At 47.1% G+C, this 17,637-nt stretch carries 13 protein-coding genes; 7 read left to right on the forward strand and 6 right to left on the reverse strand.

The window, feature by feature from the left end:
* Nucleotides 1-146 precede the first annotated feature (146 nt).
* The 3 genes from KWJ01_RS08890 to KWJ01_RS08900 all read right to left on the reverse strand — a co-directional run bounded on the left by KWJ01_RS08890 (nt 147) and on the right by KWJ01_RS08900 (nt 2,981).
* Nucleotides 147-899 carry a hypothetical protein gene (locus KWJ01_RS08890; protein ID WP_224996079.1) on the reverse strand — a complete coding sequence of 251 codons (753 nt, stop codon included), beginning with the start codon at nt 897-899 and terminating at the stop codon, nt 147-149.
* A 72-nt stretch (nt 900-971) separates the two neighbouring features.
* The gene (locus KWJ01_RS08895) at nt 972-1,460 is read right to left on the reverse strand and encodes a thermonuclease family protein (protein WP_224996080.1); all 489 of its coding nucleotides are present in this window, start codon (nt 1,458-1,460) and stop codon (nt 972-974) included.
* 366 nt (nt 1,461-1,826) lie between these two features.
* Complete coding sequence (locus tag KWJ01_RS08900) at nt 1,827-2,981, reverse strand: PA14 domain-containing protein (RefSeq protein ID WP_224996081.1); 1,155 nt, start codon at nt 2,979-2,981, stop codon at nt 1,827-1,829.
* A 370-nt stretch (nt 2,982-3,351) separates the two neighbouring features.
* On the opposite strand from KWJ01_RS08900, the gene KWJ01_RS08905 reads away from it, so the two are divergent.
* Entirely contained in the window at nt 3,352-3,918 is a 567-nt protein-coding gene (locus KWJ01_RS08905; protein ID WP_224996082.1) for a hypothetical protein, read from the forward strand.
* A gap of 128 nt (nt 3,919-4,046) precedes the next feature.
* On the opposite strand, the gene KWJ01_RS08910 is transcribed toward KWJ01_RS08905, so the two are convergent.
* Nucleotides 4,047-4,733: a family 16 glycoside hydrolase gene (locus KWJ01_RS08910; protein WP_224996083.1), complete on the reverse strand. Its 687-nt coding sequence runs from the start codon at nt 4,731-4,733 to the stop codon at nt 4,047-4,049.
* A gap of 108 nt (nt 4,734-4,841) precedes the next feature.
* Here KWJ01_RS08910 and KWJ01_RS08915 point away from each other — a divergent pair, with 108 nt between their 5' ends.
* The 6 genes from KWJ01_RS08915 (at nt 4,842) to KWJ01_RS08940 (ending at nt 14,083) form a co-directional block, all read left to right on the forward strand.
* A complete protein-coding gene (locus KWJ01_RS08915; RefSeq protein WP_224996084.1) occupies nt 4,842-6,188 on the forward strand; it encodes a hypothetical protein in 1,347 nt (448 codons plus the stop codon).
* Between the two features lie 257 nt (nt 6,189-6,445).
* Complete coding sequence (locus KWJ01_RS08920) at nt 6,446-8,893, forward strand: outer membrane beta-barrel family protein (RefSeq protein ID WP_224996085.1); 2,448 nt, start codon at nt 6,446-6,448, stop codon at nt 8,891-8,893.
* A 349-nt stretch (nt 8,894-9,242) separates the two neighbouring features.
* Nucleotides 9,243-10,001, forward strand: a complete 759-nt coding sequence (locus tag KWJ01_RS08925) for a LuxR C-terminal-related transcriptional regulator (RefSeq protein WP_224996086.1) — start codon at nt 9,243-9,245, stop codon at nt 9,999-10,001.
* A 235-nt stretch (nt 10,002-10,236) separates the two neighbouring features.
* On the forward strand, nt 10,237-11,103 hold the full coding sequence (locus KWJ01_RS08930; protein ID WP_224996087.1) for a helix-turn-helix domain-containing protein: 867 nt from the start codon (nt 10,237-10,239) through the stop codon (nt 11,101-11,103).
* Between the two features lie 155 nt (nt 11,104-11,258).
* Complete coding sequence (locus KWJ01_RS08935; RefSeq protein WP_224996088.1) at nt 11,259-11,984, forward strand: siderophore-interacting protein; 726 nt, start codon at nt 11,259-11,261, stop codon at nt 11,982-11,984.
* Nucleotides 11,985-12,070: 86 nt separating this feature from the next.
* Entirely contained in the window at nt 12,071-14,083 is a 2,013-nt protein-coding gene (locus tag KWJ01_RS08940; protein ID WP_224996089.1) for a heavy metal translocating P-type ATPase, read from the forward strand.
* Between the two features lie 130 nt (nt 14,084-14,213).
* On the opposite strand, the gene KWJ01_RS08945 is transcribed toward KWJ01_RS08940, so the two are convergent.
* Together KWJ01_RS08945 and KWJ01_RS08950 are read right to left on the reverse strand one after the other, a co-directional pair.
* Nucleotides 14,214-15,506, reverse strand: coding sequence for a PP2C family protein-serine/threonine phosphatase (locus tag KWJ01_RS08945; protein ID WP_224996090.1), 1,293 nt, complete (start codon nt 15,504-15,506; stop codon nt 14,214-14,216).
* Nucleotides 15,507-15,922: 416 nt separating this feature from the next.
* A complete protein-coding gene (locus KWJ01_RS08950) occupies nt 15,923-17,557 on the reverse strand; it encodes a PQQ-dependent sugar dehydrogenase (protein WP_224996091.1) in 1,635 nt (544 codons plus the stop codon).
* Nucleotides 17,558-17,637: the final 80 nt, after the last annotated feature.

The raw sequence follows: 17,637 nt of genomic DNA on the forward strand, positions 1-17,637 counted from the left end.
AAGATGGTTTAAGATATGAAAGAACAGCTTAAGGTTTCAAATATTGAAGCCCTTTTAATCTGATGCTGAGGATTGAGGGGGCCGGGCATTATCCCGGCTTTTTGCGGCTTTCAGTCTGGCCTGTTAATCTTATTCTACTGATACCATCAATGATAGACAGACTCTAAGGCAATGACCAGGTGTGGCGGGAACCTGATGTCCAGCTTATTCTTCTTTACCTTTTTCTGAATAGTTTTGATCTTTTGCTCGTCTTCAATAAATTTTGACAGCATCTCTTCCGTTTTGTACCTCCCCGGGCGGGCACCCGTTCCGTTATCAAAGGGGTTCAGGCGCTCATCAGTCTCCAGGTAGAACAGCTTGAGCTTCCCCTCAATGGCCAGGTATACAATTTTATCTACTACAAACTTTCGGATGTAACTGCCATAGAAGGCCTGATTGTACACGGTCCTGGAACCAGAACCAAAAGTGTTGCTATCGCGATAGCATAGGTAAAATTTGTCATTAATACTGTTCTGGCAGAAGGAATACTCCCCATTAGATTCCTCAGCTATAACCCTCAGGGCTTTGTAGCTGGGCGATTTTTCAAGCACGGCATATTCCTGGCCTTCATGATAAACCTTAAAGAAGGTAAAATAGCCGTCGCGCATCGGCAGGGAATAATATTGCTGATTGGCATACTCGAAACTTACTACATCTGAGGGATTGTAGTTTTCGGGCTTACTGTTTTCGTCTGGTTTATAATGCAGCAAATCGGCTTTTTCGTCCAGGCTAATCCATAGCAATTTTTCGGTGCCATCAGTCAGTACCACCTTTTGTTTCTCAAAAGGAAGCTTTTCCTGAGCCTTTACAATCAGGTTAAATAACAAAGCAGCAAAAATAAGTAGGATTGTGTTTTTCACGAACCGGAGGTTTACTGTACAACACCTGATTTTGATTGCCTGCAAAGAATATTCAGTGGGTTTAGCATTTGTTTATTTTCCCTGCTGATTTCTGAACTGCCAGGGCGCCTGGGCTGCCGGGTCTTTCCAGAGGCCAAGCTTTTTAGCTTTAGCTTCCGTTTCCAGCTGTGCCAGTTTGGCTTCCTGGGAGTATTTCTTATAATGCCATGAGTGGCCACTCCTGAGCATTTCTTCTGCTAAATCTTTGTCTTCTACGGTTACAACGCCTACTGTTCTGCCAAGCTTATCGGTGCCGGTTGGGGAGAGGGTAAGTGCTTTATCCTTCAGGTATTCATTCAGGAATTCTTTTGATTCAGGACCAAAAGCCTGATCAATTTCCGGGCTGTCAACGCCATATACCCTTACCCTGAGGGTGCGGCCATTTTCCTGGGTCATATAAAAAGAATCACCATCGATCACATAGCCTAATTTGCCCTTGACTATTTGTGCGCTAAGGCTGGTGGTTAAACAAATGAACAGGAGAGCGAAAAATGCCGGTTTTAGCATATTAAATATTTTCATTATATAGTTTTCACCGGGCAAAGTTAAACACTCAGCTATGGACAAAAAGGGCTAAATGAATACAAACCTTACGTACACCGCACAACCGATCAGCAGCCATTTGCGACTGCGCCGGCAAGGGGTTTGTCAACAATCTTCAGGAGTGATGGAAGGGGAGGCTTTTGTCTCTTATGTTTGTCCTGTGCCGGAATAAGAATGGGAAATAGGGGTTAATTCAGTGACTATCCTGAAATAGCTGGAAAAAATTAGAAACGGGGAGTACAAATTGTAGGATATGCCTAAAGTAGTACAGCTTTACAACAAAAAGCGAGCTGTTAAATAAATAGCACAGAGGCTCATTCTAAAGTTCTACAGGCCTAAGGAAGCTTATCTCACAACAAATTGAACCCTCCGGTTTCTGGCTCTGCCTTCTTCTGTGCTATTGTCTGCAAGGGGGCGGCTGCTGCCATAGCCATCAATTTCAATGCGGAGGGGATCAATGCCATGCTCGTGCAGGTAGGTGGCCACTGCTTTTGCCCGGTATACCGAAAGTGAATGGTTGATGGCAGGATCACCCACATTATCGGTGTGGCCTTCTATCCTGATCTTCAGATGGGGGTATTTGACAAGCGTTCGGGTGAGTTTATCTAAAGCCCCGGATGACTCCCGAAGTAAAACATACTTTCCCTGTTCAAAAAGTACGTTTTCCAGTGGTATGGTTGTGCCGGGCTTTAGATTTTCAAAAATGTCTTCCTCCCTCAGTTCCTGGGCTGTAGCAGTTTCATCGTTATGTATACTGTTTCTTAAAACAGCAGGGGCTGCTGTTGCTGTATTTTGTGCTGACTGTTGTGGTGCCGGGGCCTGCTTTGCTACAGTTTTTTCCTGCGCTGGCCGGACTTGCACAGCATTTGCCGAATCATTTACCACCTCCTGCCTGCTGATACCTGCAATGGCTGTGGAGGGTTCTTTTGTAGGGGGTTTCCGGAACAAGTATTGATTTGGAATGGGCTTTCTGGTTCTGTCATTCCTGAAAAAGCTGAAGAGATTGTATTCTTCTTCCGGCATTTCCCACATTAGCTGCATTACCCCATGAATAGGGCCATTGTAGTATTCAATTTTGAGTGGGTAGTGTTTGCCTCCTTTCAGCTCCAGTTGGCCGGAATAGGTGGTGGTTTCCTGCAGTTTCCACTGATCCAGAATTTTTACCCCGTTCAGCCATACCCTGATGCCATCGTCTACCCGCACACTTAGTTTATAAGTGCCCGTTACAGGGGCGTAAAGGCTGCCCGTCCAGCGAATTGAGTAGTATTCGCCTCTTACACCCGGGGCAGGACTTTGCCTGGTGTAGGAGAAATTTATCACATCGTCGATTCGTGAATATACCTTGTTTTCAAAGTTTGTACCATTGTAGTATTCACCGAGTAGTCCATTTGCTGGCTGATGGGCTGGTGCAGGTACTGCCGTTGTATCCTGTGCCTGCAGCATGGCGGGCGCTAAGAGTACAAGGTACAGGGTTAAAAGCAAAGCTGAAAAATCCTTCATGGCGTCGGGGCTTTGGTGCTAAAAAAGTTTAAGCATAATATAGCCTGTAATACAGCACCATCAAAAGCATAAAGGTCTTCTATTGTTATTTAGTTGATGAACAGGCATATTTTGTCGATAAACGGCTGCCTTAGCGCTGGAACTGTACTCCCTCTGGCTGGCTGCTTTTCATGCTCTGAGTCTGAAACCTGAACTTATTAATTACCTACACATAAACCCTTAGCAGAAGCAGGTACAGGTGTTTTTATGAAGGATTCGCCACACATGTACTATATCCTGCTACATCAGAAAGCATGTTAATGCCACATTCCGCAGGTTTGCGTTGCTGATAAATGCTTAATCAGCTGTTTAAGATTTAATGTTCTGGTCTATGGAAAAAGGATTAATTATTGTTTTATGCTCTTTCTTTTTCTGTTTTGCCACGCATGCACAGCAGACAAACAAAAACTGGATGCAGGACCTGAACAGGGACTTAGAACAGTTCAGGGCCTGCGATAATGTAGTTACTGCCGGCATTAATCCATGTAATAAGTTTATAGGCAGTGCACTTAGTACTGTTTACAAAGTCAATGACTTTTACTCCAAAGAACTTGGCCGGCATCTGCTGGTGAGCGAAATAGCCTCTTACCTGAAGGAGAACCAAAAGTGGAGCTTGCTGGGAAAAGGTTTTGAGCAAACAGCCCTGGTTCAGGCGCAGGAGCTTGCCAATGCAGGCAAAGCAGTTGTAGCCATTTACCTGAACCAGGAGGGGATCGGCCATGTATCCATTATTTTGCCGGGTGAGCTTAAGCCTTCCGGTACCTGGGGCTTTCAGGTACCCAATTCGGCTTCTTTCTTTATTTCAACGCCCGATAAATCATATGTAGGCAAAGGTCTCTCATATGCTTTTGAACGCCCCCTGCTCAATGGTGTGCTGCTCTATGCCAGGAACTACTAGTGCTTGTTAAACTGCCCTGTATGTACCAATGTATAACTCCGCTTTAACAATATTACCTGGTACAGACTGTTGTTGTAGTGCAGCAATCAGAAAGAGGACTGCGAAGCATAAGAATGATCTGCCTACAGTTATTGTGCGCTAGCGGCGGGCTTAATCTTCAAGTCTTTAAAGCTGCCCTCTGAATTATAGCCAACCCAGAAGCCAACCCAGCCCTTTCCGTTGCTGATGAGCTGCGTTACCTCCAGCGAGGGTTCCTGTACCCCATTTACATATACCCTGATCAGGGGACGGTCTACTTCAATCCTTACCTGGAACCACTCATTAGGATCTACAACTGGCTGTATGGCATTTTCATATTTGCCGGGGTGGCTGCGTCTTAGTTTATCCCAGGGGTAAGCAGGATGTGAGATGTACTGTACCGCATGTGCTTTCCTATCGGGGTTCCTGAAGTTAAAGGGACGGAAATATACAGCCTCATAGGTGCTGTCGTTCTGGCCATGAAAGGCCAGTCCCACAAAGCTTTTTCCCGGATCGTCTTTACCCTTTACACTAAAGCTGATGGTGCCATCAGAAAACTCAAGGTCTTTAAGCCACAGGATGCCATCGCTTAGCTTTGCATCTAAATGTACCTCGCCGTTCTGATAGGTGGCCTGGCGCCTGCTAAGTGTCCATAAAGAGGTATCATGAATGCCATCCAGTTCCGGAATAACTTCATTATTCTGTGCAAAGAGTATGTTATCACAGAGCAGCAGGAGCATGAAAAAGAGCCAGGCAAGCGGCATTACCGGATTGGAATAAACTTTAAGATAAGCCATCGTTTTAGGTGCTAGATTTTTATAATTTGTAATTGAAAAGCAAATAGGCTGAAAGGGGGCAAAAAGCCTGTTCAGAACCTGTTCAATTCTGTTCAATCCTGTGTAAGCATGAACGCTGACTTAAAACCTGATGCATATTACCTGGAGCGCTGCCGCGAGCTGGTAGAGGAGAAGCTGGGCTGGGGGAGTAGTGCAGCCTGGTCGCAGGCTGATTTTCAGGAAGCAGCCGAGAAAATCCTGGGAGCAACCGGCATAAGCTTAAGTGTTACCACACTTAAAAGACTGTGGGGAAAGGTTAACTACAGCGGTAGCCCATCTGCAAGCACACTTAATGCACTGGCCTTGTACTTAGGGTATGAAAACTGGAGGGCTTTTAAACTACAGCTGGATGCCGAAGAAACATCAGCTATCCCGGAGCATCATGCGCCTGTCAGTGCAGCTGTAGTGGAGGCCAGTCAGCCTGCATCAAAGCTTGATCCATCTTCATTGAAAAGTAGCAGGCTGTGGGTGCCTTACCTGACGGTGCTGCTCATTGTTGCTGCGGGCATACTTTTTTATGCAGCCAAAGAAAAAGAGGCTGCACCTGTGCTAACAGGCGCTATTGAGTTTAACAGCGAACCACTGGCAAAAGGTATTCCCAATACAGTGGTTTTTAACTATAACCTCTCAGGCCAGCACTTCGACAGCGCATTTATTCAGCAGAACTGGGACCCTGGCAGAAGAGAGCGGATCAGTAGCGAAAACAGGCAGCACACCTCTGTATACTATTATCCCGGTCATTTCCATGCAAAGCTCATCCTTAACAACCAGGTGGTGAAGGAGCATAGCCTGCTGGTGCCTACCGAAGGATGGCTGGGCATTGTGGAGCGTGAAGGATATGACAAACCCCTGTACATTTTGCCGGAGCAGCTTACTGACGGGGGTGCCTTACATGTTTCACCACAATTGCTGGAGGCTAAGAAGGTAGATACCTCAAAAGATTATGCCATGGTTTATACCAACGTCCGGGACTTTGGTGTTGATGCAGATAATTTCACTTTTGAAGCTGCTGTAAAAAACAGTCCTGAAGCAGGCGGACAGCTTTGCCAGGAGGTAAGAGTACTGATTGATGGAGAACAAGGGGTGATGGCATTTTCGCTATCCGCTCCCGGTTGTGTGGGCAACCTGAGCCTGAATTTCAGCGATGTAGGTGTACGGGGCAAAAACAAGGATCTTTCTGCCTTTGGTGCCGATCTGTCGGAGTGGAATAAGCTGCAGTGCCGGGTAAAAGATAAGCATGTAAGCCTGTACCTGAACGATCGGCAGATCTACACCCTTACCTATACAAAACCTGTAGGGCGGGTAATGGGTGTTAACCTGAAATTTCACGGTGCTGGTGCGGTAGATTATGTTCGCCTGCTCGATGGCAGTGAAAAGCCTGTTTTTGAAGATGGCTTTGCTGCAGTTGTTCAATAGGCCAATACCTCCGGGTGCTGCACGCAGGGGTGCTAGTTTTTTTAATGCTCAATATTCTCCAATCTCCTAAGCTGCTGTACAGCGGCTTGTGCCTGCCTGTGCTTATAGTAGCAGCAAACCTCTTTTTCAGGTATTGTAATAAAACTGCGATACAGCAGTCTTACTAAAAAATCCACTTGCTCCGCTTACTAACCGCTGGTGTAAATCTTGTTTTGCCTTTTTCAAAATTCCGGCACCTTCGGGTAAAGTTACTGTCTATGAAGAATCTATACATAGTTAATTTTTGGCTCCTGTCAATATGCTTTGCTACGGCGGCTTATGCCCGGCCAGATGCCCGGCAAACTGGCATAACGGGTAAGCTGCAGGACCAGTCGGGTGCCCCTGTTGCCTACGCCAATGTGGCCCTTCTGCGTGCAGCAGATGCTTCGCTCCAGAGCGGTGCTGTTACCAATGGCGATGGTGTTTTTAGCATTGCTGCTCCTCCGGAGGGTACTTATGTGCTGCGCCTGAGTGCCATTGGTTTTAAGGAGCAGAAAACAGCTCCCTTTACCGTTACAGGTACAGCTTTTACCAAAGACTTTGGTGCTATTACCATGCAGGAGGAGGTGGAAACCCTGGAAGAAGTTACCGTACAGGCCCTGCGGCCAACCATAACGCAGGAAGCCGATAAAATGGTGGTAAGCATAGAGGGCACTGCCCTGGCCGCCGGCAGCACAGCTTTTGATGTGCTTTCCAAATCTCCGGGCGTGTTCATAGACCAGGATGGCAACGTACAGCTAAATGGTAAGGCCGGTGCTACCATTATGCTAGATGGCCGCCTGACCTATATGTCGGCCAAAGACCTGCGCACCATGCTGGAGGGTATGTCGGCAGAAAACATCAAGAATATCGAGATCATCACCAACCCCTCTGCCAAATACGATGCAGAAGGCTCTTCCGGTATACTCAACATCAACCTAAAAAAGAACGATCAGCGCGGCATGAACGGCAGTGTGTATGGCAGCTACACCTACAACAACCTGCATAGCTATGCAGGTGGGGGCAACATTAATTATAAAAACGGCCCCTGGAATATGTTTGTAAACCTGGATGTGGCCCGCAGGGCCAGGGGACGCCGCGGTACCTTCACCAGGGTATTCAACAGTGAGCAGGAGAGTACCTACCTTGATCAGAAAGCACGCGAAAATGTGTTCAGGGATGTGCCATCGGTACGTTTTGGCTCTGATTATAAACTTAATGACCGCCACAGTTTAGGCTTTATGGCGAACATTGTAGCCCAGGATGCTACTTTTGATTTTCAGACAGATACTTATATTGGTCCAGCCCCGGGGCAGCCTGCCCTTTATATTGATGCAAACAACTTTACCAGCATGCGGTATGCCAATTATACCACCAACCTGCACTACAGTGGTACGCTGGATACCCTGGGCACCACCATTACTGCAGACCTGGATTATGTAAAAATACAGGACAAGTCAAAGGCCAGCTTTGATAACCTGTATGTGCCAATGGTAGGAGAAGAGCCTGCCTATACCGATAACCTGATCAGCAATAATCCCAGTGGTTATGATATATATGCCGCAAAAGTAGACTTTGCGCATCCATTCCGCAGTGGTCTTAAAATGGAGGCTGGTGCGAAGGTGAGCCGCGTAATCTCCGATAACGACCTGCGCTTTTACTTCAATAATCAGGAAGTACCAGTGGAAGATCCTGCACGTTCCAACCACTTTATATACAGGGAGTCTATTTATGCAGCCTACCTGAACCTGAATAAGAAGTATAGTGATCGTTTTAGTGTACAGGCAGGTTTGCGTGCAGAGCAGACCATTTCCAGGGGTGAGTCAAGAACCACAGGCCAGGTTACCGAACGCGAGTACCTGAACCTGTTCCCCAGTCTTTTTATACAGCAAAAGGTGAACGATAATTACGAGGTTAAATACAACTACAGCCGTCGCATTCAGCGGCCTGATTATGATCAGCTAAATCCCTTTATTTTTTACCTCGATCCCTTTACCTGGGCGCAGGGAAATCCTTTTTTGCGGCCGCAGTATACCCATGCTGTTGGGGTAACGCAAACCTTTAAGCAAACCTACAACCTGGTGCTGGAGTACCAGTTAACCAAAGATTTTATTGCCGAAGTACCCTACCAGGATGTGGAAACTAACACTACCACTTTTAACCGCGATAATGTGGACGATGCCCAGAACTTAAGTGCAACAGTTATTGTGCCTGTTAAAATCCTGAAGAAATGGGATACCAACAATACAGCGGTGGTGGCTTACCAGGAGTATAGCACATCCATAGATGGGGAGCAGGTACTGAATGACCAGGTGTTTTACATGCTGCAGTCTAACCATAACCTGCAGCTGCCATGGGGTGTGCGCATGGAGGTAAATGCCGGCTACCAGGGGCCGGTGGCATGGGGACTGTACCGTATTCAAAAACAGTGGTGGGTAAACCTTGGCCTCAAGAAAAGCCTGCTAGACGATAAACTGGATATCAGCGTGAATGCAAATGACCTGTTCCGCGGCCAGCGTGTGGTGGGTGGTGCCAATGTTAGCGGTAATGTAAACCAGTTTAACCAGTATTTCTTCAATCGCAGCATCAGCCTAAGTCTGCGCTATCGCTTTAGTAAGGGAGAGCAGTTCGATGCCCAGCGCAGGAACTCTAACCTTGAAGAGCTGAACCGTGCAGGCGGAAATTAAGCAGCAGGCCAGGCGGAAAAATTTGTACAGATAAAAAAGAAGGCCAGTTCTCCGGGAGGGAACTGGCCATTTTAAAGGCCGGGTGTGAAAAGATAGTACTCCTGCTCTGGCCTAATTTTTTATGCATGGTTTACTGAGCGCAATCGGGCAAGTTTTTTTCCTGAATTCCCGGCCATTCTTTGCGCTGAAACCTGTTATAATTTGTCAGCCGATGGGTTAAAGATATTTAGTTGCTTGCTTTGATAACATCCTCATTATTAAGTATATTTCTGCGAAAAATTCAGGATTTGCTTCTAAAAGTTAAAGTTGCTTGGGCACAAAAGCTATAATTCAAAGTTTAGCAGATGAGTTGCGTAAATTAACGGCAGATCCTGGTGAGACGGCAGCTTTTGAATTGTCCCTGGAAAATGCAGGGCCCCTTAATGCTGTTCTGTCAGCGGGGCCTGTTATCGTTTCTATTTTCAATCATCTGACCTTTAAGTACGACTACATAAGTCCGAATGTAGAATCCATCATAGGTATTCCTGCTGTTGCTTTCAAACAGCTCGATCACAGGAAGTTCCTGGAGATGCACATGCATCCTCATGACATGGAAATTGTAGCGCTGAAACTGATGCCTGACATTGTGGGCTATATCTGCGAGCATAAAGGTAAGGATGTGCTGAAATTTTCATTTCACTATAATTACAGGATTAAAACAGCATCGGGCAAATGGTTGAAAATAGACCAGCAGAGTAGTGCACTAAAGCTGGATAACAAAGGAAAGATCATCCTGGAGCAGTCATTTTATGCCCAGGCCGGCGAAGCTGATTTTGCGGAATCTCACCCGATTAAGCTACTTATCTCCTACAGGAACGGGCATGGATATTACGAGACTTGCCTCTCACGTACATACCTGCACAACAAAGTAAAGGCAGGATCTCTTACTCCCCGGGAGATTGAAATTTTGGTGATGCTGGCAAATGGCAATACCAGTAGTGAAATAGCCGAAGCCCTTCATATCAGCGAAACAACCATCATGACCCACCGGCGCAATATGCTCCACAAGCTTAAGCTTAAAAATACCAACGAGCTTGTTGCCTGGGCTTTTCATGCAGGGCTGTTGTAGACTGGTTTTCACCTGCTTTGTGCTTTCCACATTACAAGCCTGTTTCCTCATGGGGTACAAATTACGCTGCTACTAACTTTATGCCCCTGTAGCTTTGATTTGCCTGAACGTTAGGGTGCTTAACTGCGCACTTGTACCTGCAGAAAGCTTTACCTGAAAAAGTCCAGTGTTTTTAATTTTTGTAGCTTTGCCCTGTAAATACCTCCTAACTGCAGGCAGGCTTAACTTTGTAGAAGTGAAAGAAAGAGAAAAAGCATCAATCCCGGTTTATTCCATCCAGGAGCGGAACAAAAGTGGGCTCGAAATACTGCAGGTAGAGAGTTTCCAGGCAGGAGAGTCTTCTTTGCAGACTGCTCACCGGGATGATCATTATATTTTTGTTTTCCAGGAAAAGGGCACCTCTAAAGTTATGGTAGACTTTAAAGAGGTAAGTATCGAGGGCGCTGCTGTGTTTTGCATCCTTCCGGGGCAGGTACACTATGGCATTGCTGCCACACAGTCGCTTGCCTGGTTTATAGCAGTAGATGCCTCCTGGTTAAGCGAAGTTTTTCGCCCTGTTTTTGAAGAGTCTGCAGAGATAAATAAGCCCATTCCGCTCAGTCATCAGCAGGCCTGCACGCTTGCCAGCAATATCGTCCTTCTGCAGGAAGTCTACGAGAAAGGGAGCCAGCTCCATTTTCATCACCACATGCTGCGATCCCTGATGGATGCCTGTATCAGCCAGTTTGCTTCTCTGTACTACAGCCGGGAGCAGTCATCAGGCCAGGCACACTTGCGTACCGCAGCCATTACGCGCCAGTTCAGAAGCCTGCTGCTGCAAAACTTCAGAAGCATGAAGAGCCCGTCTGACTACGCTGCAAGCCTACATATTTCACCCTCTTACTTAAATGAAGCAGTAAAGCAAACAAGTGGCTACCCTGTGAGCTACTGGATTCAGCAGGAGATTATACTGGAAGCCAAGCGCATGCTGTTTTACACCGAACACACTGTTAAAGAAATAGCGCATGCCCTGGGCTACGATGATCACACCTATTTCATTCGCCTCTTTGGCAAAACAGCCGGTATTTCGCCACAGCGCTTTAGAAAGCAGTACCGCGAATAGTCCAGCTATTACATAGAATGCGGCATTGTTTACAGCCCCGGTATGCTGTTGTTTTGTACTGTTCCTAAACATGAGGAGCACAATGCAAAATTTGGCCTGCGGGCACTCCCGAAAGCTGGGGGCGGGGCAGGTGAGTACCAATAAGCTGTATGATTATGCCAAGAGTACCAAAATGGGTAGGCGATACAATGGAAACAGTATTGGCCTCCAAGTATATTCCTGTAAGTGTTTGTGCAACAGAATACCTGGGTTCCGCATTAAAAAGAGTAACGTTCCGGGGAGATTTCAGTAAAGCTGATTTCTCTATAGGCCATGCAGTGGCATTCCGGGTAAACGAATGTGACTTTCGTAACTATACACCAGCCTCTGTTTGTGAGGAAAAGGGCTTGTGCGATGTTATATTTTATATGCACGGGAAGGGTCCGGGTAGTAAGTTTTCACGGGACCTCCGCCAGGGCGACTCTCTTAAAATGATCATACCAAGGGGCAAAAAGTTGTTTCAGCCTTCTAAAACCCTGCACTTTTTCTTTGGAGACGAAACAGCCCTGGGGCTGTTTAGCCGTATGGCCCGAAGGATAAAGGAACAGCACCAGGCCTATACAGGAATGGTGGAACTGGATGGTGAAAATTTAAGACTCCCCCCTGAACTGGATTTATCCGTAAAAACTATAGTAAAGAAGGAGTTCTGTGGTAATTCTGCGGAGACCATTGGTGTTTACTTAAGGGAAACCTATCCCGCTTACCTGGAAAAGGCGGTTTTTTACCTGTTGGGAAATGCTGCTTCCATACAGGTTTTCAGAAAAGCCTTAAGGCTGCAGAACGTTAGTAGTAAAAACATAAAGACCCAGGCATACTGGGCCGAAGGAAAAATAGGGTTATAGGTGGTGAAAGCTGTTGCCTTTCATCCTGTTGAAGAATATTAATATTCGCTGGCGCCTGAAAAAGGGGCTGTTATTAATCGCAAATTATGATAGAACATAATAAAATTACAGATACAGATATAGAAGAATCTGCCTGCTGCAGTCATGAAGGGGCTGAGGTGCGTAAAAAGCCTGCTAAGCCAGTCTCCGAACAGCAGCAACAGCATGCGCACAACCATGGCAACAGCCCGGGAGCGGTAGAAATTGCCGGCTGGAAAAAACACTGGGACCTGCTGCTGGCCCTCTTTATACTGGTGGCTGTGCTGGTGATGAAATGGGGTTTTGGCCTTAGCCTGCCAGCACCGGCAGACCTGCTGGTACATGCGGTAGCTTATTTACTGGCAGGCCGGGAGGTACTTTCCCTTGCCTTTAGAAAGGCAAAGCGGGGAGATGTTTTCAATGAGTTTGTACTGATGAGTGTGGCCACCCTGGGTGCCTTTTACATTGGCGAATACAGCGAAGGTGTTGCTGTAATGGTCTTTTACCAGATAGGGGAGTGGTTCCAGGGTTCGGCAGTAAAACGGGCTAAACTAAGCATAAAAGCGCTGCTGGATATAAGGCCTGATGAGGTGCGGGTGTTAAGAGGAGGTACCGTAGCGGTGGTAAATCCCAGGGATGTGGAACTGGGAGAGACCATACAGATGAAGCCTGGTGAAAGAGTGGCGCTTGATGGTACCCTCCGATCGGCTTCGGCTTCCTTTAACACAGCTGCCTTAACAGGAGAAAGTGTACCCGATACTAAACACAGGGGAGAAACGGTGCTGGCCGGTATGATCAACCTCAATACAGTAGCAGAAGTAGAGGTGAATTCCCTGTTCAGGGATAGCAAGCTAAGTAAAATATTAGCGATGGTACAGGATGCAACAGCCCGTAAATCGCAAACCCAGCTTTTTATCTCGCGCTTTGCAAAGGTGTATACCCCTATTGTCTTTTTCCTGGCACTGGCGGTTTGCCTGCTGCCTTACTTTTTCACAGACGATTATGTGTTTAACGAATGGCTCTACCGTGCTTTGGTGTTTCTGGTAATCAGCTGCCCCTGCGCCCTGGTCGTTTCCATACCGCTGGGCTATTTCGGGGGTATAGGTTTAGCCTCCAGGAACGGCATCTTGTTCAAGGGTGGTAATTTCCTGGATGTAATGGCAAAAGTAAACACAGTTGTTATGGACAAAACCGGCACCCTTACCAAAGGGGTGTTCAGGGTTCAGAAAGTGGTAAGCCCGGTGATGGAAGCAGCCGAGCTGATAGCCCTGGCGGCCGCCCTGGAAAAGTACTCCACTCACCCGGTGGCGAAGGCCGTAACGGAATATGCCGGTAAATCTGCAAGCCAGCCCGAAGTAAAGAATGTAGAGGAAATAGCCGGGCATGGCATGAAAGGGGAGGTAGCAGGTAAAATGCTGCTGGCGGGTAATCTAAAGCTGTTAAAGCAGTTTTCAGTCTCTTATCCTGCCGAGCTGGATGGCATAGCAGATACCCTTGTGGCCATTGCTTTTGGTAACAGTTATGCGGGTTACATTGTAATTGCAGATGAGCTTAAGGAAGATGCCGCACAAGCCATTAAGCAGCTGCACAGGCTTAACATCAAAACAGTGGTGCTGTCGGGAGACAAGCAAAGTGTTGTAGACCAGGTGGCTAAATCTGTGGGAGTGGATGAAGCCTGGGGCAACCTGCTTCCGGAGGGAAAGGTGGAAAAGCTGCAGCAGATAAAAAGCAGGGGAGGATCAGTGGCTTTTGCAGGCGATGGCGTTAACGATGCGCCGGTGGTAGCCCTGGCAGATGCAGGCATCGCCATGGGCGGTTTAGGCAGCGATGCAACTATAGAAACTGCCGATATTGTTATCCAGAACGACCAGCCCTCTAAAATAGCCGCTTCCATCAGGGCAGGCAAAATTACCCGTAACATTGTTTGGCAGAATATAATACTTGCCATGACAGTTAAACTGGTGGTGTTAGCTTTAGGCGCTGGTGGTGTTGCCAGCCTGTGGGAGGCTGTAATTGCCGATGTAGGCGTAGCGTTGCTGGCAATACTCAATGCAGTTCGCATACAACGCATTGATCTGTAATGAGCATATTGTACTCCGGAAAGCATTAAGCAGCTTTTCATGCTGGTTTCTGCATGCAATAAAAATGGTTAGGTATTTTTGATACCTGACCATTTTCTTAAAGCGCAATTGTTAAAGGGCTGCTGGTACATCAGGCTTTAAAGCCGAAAAGCAGAATATCATCTATTTGCTTATGCTTTGCCTTCCAGCTAAGAACAGCCTCTTTCAGTAGTGCCTGCTGTTGATGGATATCCACTTTGCTAGCTTCTATGAGCAGGGCTTGCAGTCCTTTCCTGCCCAGTTTCTTGTTCTTTTCGCCCCCGTACTGGTCCTGCAGGCCATCAGATGCAAAATAGTAGGTACTTCTTTCATCTATGGTAAGGGTGTGCTGGCTATAGTTTCTGCTTACACCCACTACATGGGTACCACCTATGCCAAGTTTGTCTCCGGCCAGTACAGAAAGCTCACCGGCTTCGGAAACTTTGTAAAGCGGCCTTCTGGCACCTGCAAATATAATTTCCCTCTTTTTCAGGTCTATCCTGCAGAGGGCAATCTCCATGCCGTCCTGGTTGCGGCTTTCTTCCTGGTTCAGTGCACTTACTACCCTGTCGTGCAGGCGGTTCAGTATTTCAGCAGGCTCTGTTACCTTACGCTGAATAATGATTTCATTCAGCAGCTCATGACCAATAGCGCTCATAAAAGCGCCCGGTACCCCGTGTCCGGTACAGTCTGCTACTGCCAGGTACAGCTGTTCGTCTTTTTCGGTAAAGTAGTAGAAATCGCCACTTAAAATATCGCGAGGCATCAGCAGCGAAAAGCACTGCGGCAGGTGGGCCTGTATGGTGGCCATCTTTGGCATCATGGCCTGCTGTATACGCTTGCCATAATGGATGCTGTCGATAATGTTTTTTCGCTGTGCTTCCAGTTGTACGTTAGCCTGCCCCAGGTTTTCAACCTTTAGGGTAAGCTCCATTTGTTTGATTACCTGTTTGGCTAAGGTGGTAAGGGCAAAGCGTTGCTCCTTTGTGAGGGTTTTGGGCTTTGTATCAATTACACAGAGGGTGCCCAGGTTGTAGCCATCTGGGGTTTCCAGCGGCATTCCGGCATAAAAGCGGATGCCGGTTTCACCGCTTACCAGTGGGTTATCATGAAAACGCTCGTCGGCCAATGCATCAGGCACCTCAAAAATTTCGTTTTTCTGAATTGCATGCGCACAAAAAGCCAGACCTCGTGGTGTTTCTTTTGCCTCCAGGCCCACTTGTGCTTTAAACCACTGTCTGTCTTCATCTAAAAGAGATACCAGGGAAATCGGTGCTTCGCATATCTGGGAGGCAAGCTGCACAAGCTCTTCGTAGGCTTGCTCAACAGGCGTATCCATAATATTGTAACGGGATAGAGCCTCCAGGCGCTGCTCTTCGTTTGCCGGTAATGGAGCTGAAATCATAAGTGTTTGAATTCTTGTTTTGCCAGGATTTCCTCATTTAGTCTAATACAGGAGGATTCCATCAGGCCGAATCACAAACCTCTCTCTTTCCGCCTAAAGATGGCTGGTAAGGCAGCCCCAATCACTACATGGGTAAGTATTTACAATATCAGGATTGTTTACAGTATTTTGGTAAGTAATAATTGTAGTGTTTACCAGGGCTTTAGGGAAACACAGCTTGTGTGAAGAGGCATGAATAGTGCCTGGTGGTGTGGTTGTTGTAACATGCATATCTTTTCAGGGCACAATACCAGCTTTTTTTATTACATGCTGGCAGTACTGGCTGCTATGAAAAAGGGCCGGGCTGATGTTGATTGCAAAGGCTATAAGTGGTCAGCAGGAGTCACTTGACGTAGCCCATCAACAAGACATTCTTTTTATTCGCTTAGACTAACAATGTAATCCAGCAGAGCCTCTTTTTCTGAATCGGTTAAAGATGTAAGGAGGCCCTCGTACATCAGTGATTTTTTTTCATCTTCTGTTTTAAGAATGTCACTGCGATTGATCTGCACCACATGATTGCCTGTCATCATCAGGGAGATCTGCTCTTCATTTGCATTAACCACCCTGCCAATGAGCGACTGCCCGTTTGTTTTGTGTACCCGCAGGGCCATCATGCTGGGCTTGATCCGCTCTGAGGGGCTAAGGATTTCTTCCAGGATTTCGGTTCTGTTTAGCCGTTTTGCCACATCCTTCAGGTTGGGGCCCAGTAGCTCTGTTGCCCCGTCTACAGCATGGCAGCCCAGGCAGGCACGTTCTGCAAATAACTGTTTACCGGCTTCCAGGGAGTTTTTTGAGAATGTCTTAGTAAGCCCGGCCCTTACTTTTACTGGTTTTTCTGAAAGCGCAGGATCATAAACCAGTTTATAGAAAGCCCCTTCGTTCTCATAAATTGCATTGTACCAGTAGTCTGCTTTTCCGTGTTGCGAGAGGTACAGCGCACCATCTTTGCCAAAGGCCAGGTTCGATAGCTTGGGGATATCGGCTACAGGATATTCCTGGTAAGTGTAACTGCCATCGGGCAGCTGCTGAATTACAACACGGCCCACACCACCACGGCTCCATCGTTCGCCAGGCCCATAAAAAGATACAAAAAGATTTCCGGCGGTGCCGCCAAAGTCATTATCCGCTTTGTTAAATTCAATACCGGAAGGAGCCATTTCCGTTTGCAGCGCATACACAGGTGCTGTTATAGACCTAAAAGTGTATTTTGCAGGATTGTGCCCATAGAAGCTGTTTTTTACCAGGAGGTTCAGCTCTTCCTGTGGATTTCCGCCGCCTTCATTGTCAATAAAAAGCAGGTCTCCCTTTTGATCAAAGCTCATATCGTACACAGAGCGGATGCCGGTGGCTACGGCTTCTGCCTTTTTACCATCAGGAGAAATGCGCAGAATGGAGCCGCGGTAACCATTCGGATCTGGTGAGGGTGATGCATTCCATGAGTCTGTTGTCAGTGCCAGGTAAAGCCAGCCATCCGGGCCAAAATTAAGGCCACAGGTCCATTCATAGGGATGTTCACTGTTGGGGATCTCATCAAAGAATACCCAGCTTGTATCAGCTTTCAGGTCGCCATCAGTATCCAGAAATGCCCGTACCTGCTGGGCAGTGCCAATATAGATGGTATCCCCTCTGTGGGTAAAGCCCGAGGGAGAGCGCAGTCCATAATCTTTTACATTGCAGTAAAGCCTGGCTTCATCTTCAAGCCCATCTTTATCGGTATCGTGCAAAGAATAAACTTCACCCGTCTGGTTCGCGGCATAGAGAACCTCAGCGGGGCCGCTTGCCAGCTGTATTGGATTGGCAGTTTTAACCCCCTTAACTATTGGCAGTTTAACTACCCTGTATGGACCATACACTGATACGGTTGTATCCATAAAAGCACTGTAGGTGGGGGTAGATTCCCGGCTGGTGCAGGCGGCAGCAAGCATGCTGATGATAACCACTGCTGCTAAAGCAGCTGTAGCGCGTGCAGTGCTGCCGGCCCTTAAGAAATGCACAAAGGATCCCATCATAAGGCTGTGCTTTGGTTAATATAAATATATGGTTAATTTTTTGAAATTAACTATACGGGGAGGGGCCATTATTAAGTCCG

The sequence above is a fragment of the Cesiribacter sp. SM1 genome, from assembly GCF_020178975.1.
Classification (GTDB): Bacteria; Bacteroidota; Bacteroidia; order Cytophagales; family Cyclobacteriaceae; genus Cesiribacter.

Coding starts and splice junctions, on each gene's coding strand:
- KWJ01_RS08905 (WP_224996082.1), top strand. CDS start 3,352: ATGGAAAAAGGATTAATTATTGTTTTATGCTCTTTCTTTTTCTGTTTT.
- KWJ01_RS08910 (WP_224996083.1), bottom strand. CDS start 4,733: ATGGCTTATCTTAAAGTTTATTCCAATCCGGTAATGCCGCTTGCCTGG.
- KWJ01_RS08895 (WP_224996080.1), bottom strand. CDS start 1,460: ATGAAAATATTTAATATGCTAAAACCGGCATTTTTCGCTCTCCTGTTC.
- KWJ01_RS08915 (WP_224996084.1), top strand. CDS start 4,842: ATGAACGCTGACTTAAAACCTGATGCATATTACCTGGAGCGCTGCCGC.
- KWJ01_RS08945 (WP_224996090.1), bottom strand. CDS start 15,506: ATGATTTCAGCTCCATTACCGGCAAACGAAGAGCAGCGCCTGGAGGCT.
- KWJ01_RS08940 (WP_224996089.1), top strand. CDS start 12,071: ATGATAGAACATAATAAAATTACAGATACAGATATAGAAGAATCTGCC.
- KWJ01_RS08935 (WP_224996088.1), top strand. CDS start 11,259: ATGCCAAGAGTACCAAAATGGGTAGGCGATACAATGGAAACAGTATTG.
- KWJ01_RS08900 (WP_224996081.1), bottom strand. CDS start 2,981: ATGAAGGATTTTTCAGCTTTGCTTTTAACCCTGTACCTTGTACTCTTA.
- KWJ01_RS08920 (WP_224996085.1), top strand. CDS start 6,446: ATGAAGAATCTATACATAGTTAATTTTTGGCTCCTGTCAATATGCTTT.
- KWJ01_RS08950 (WP_224996091.1), bottom strand. CDS start 17,557: ATGATGGGATCCTTTGTGCATTTCTTAAGGGCCGGCAGCACTGCACGC.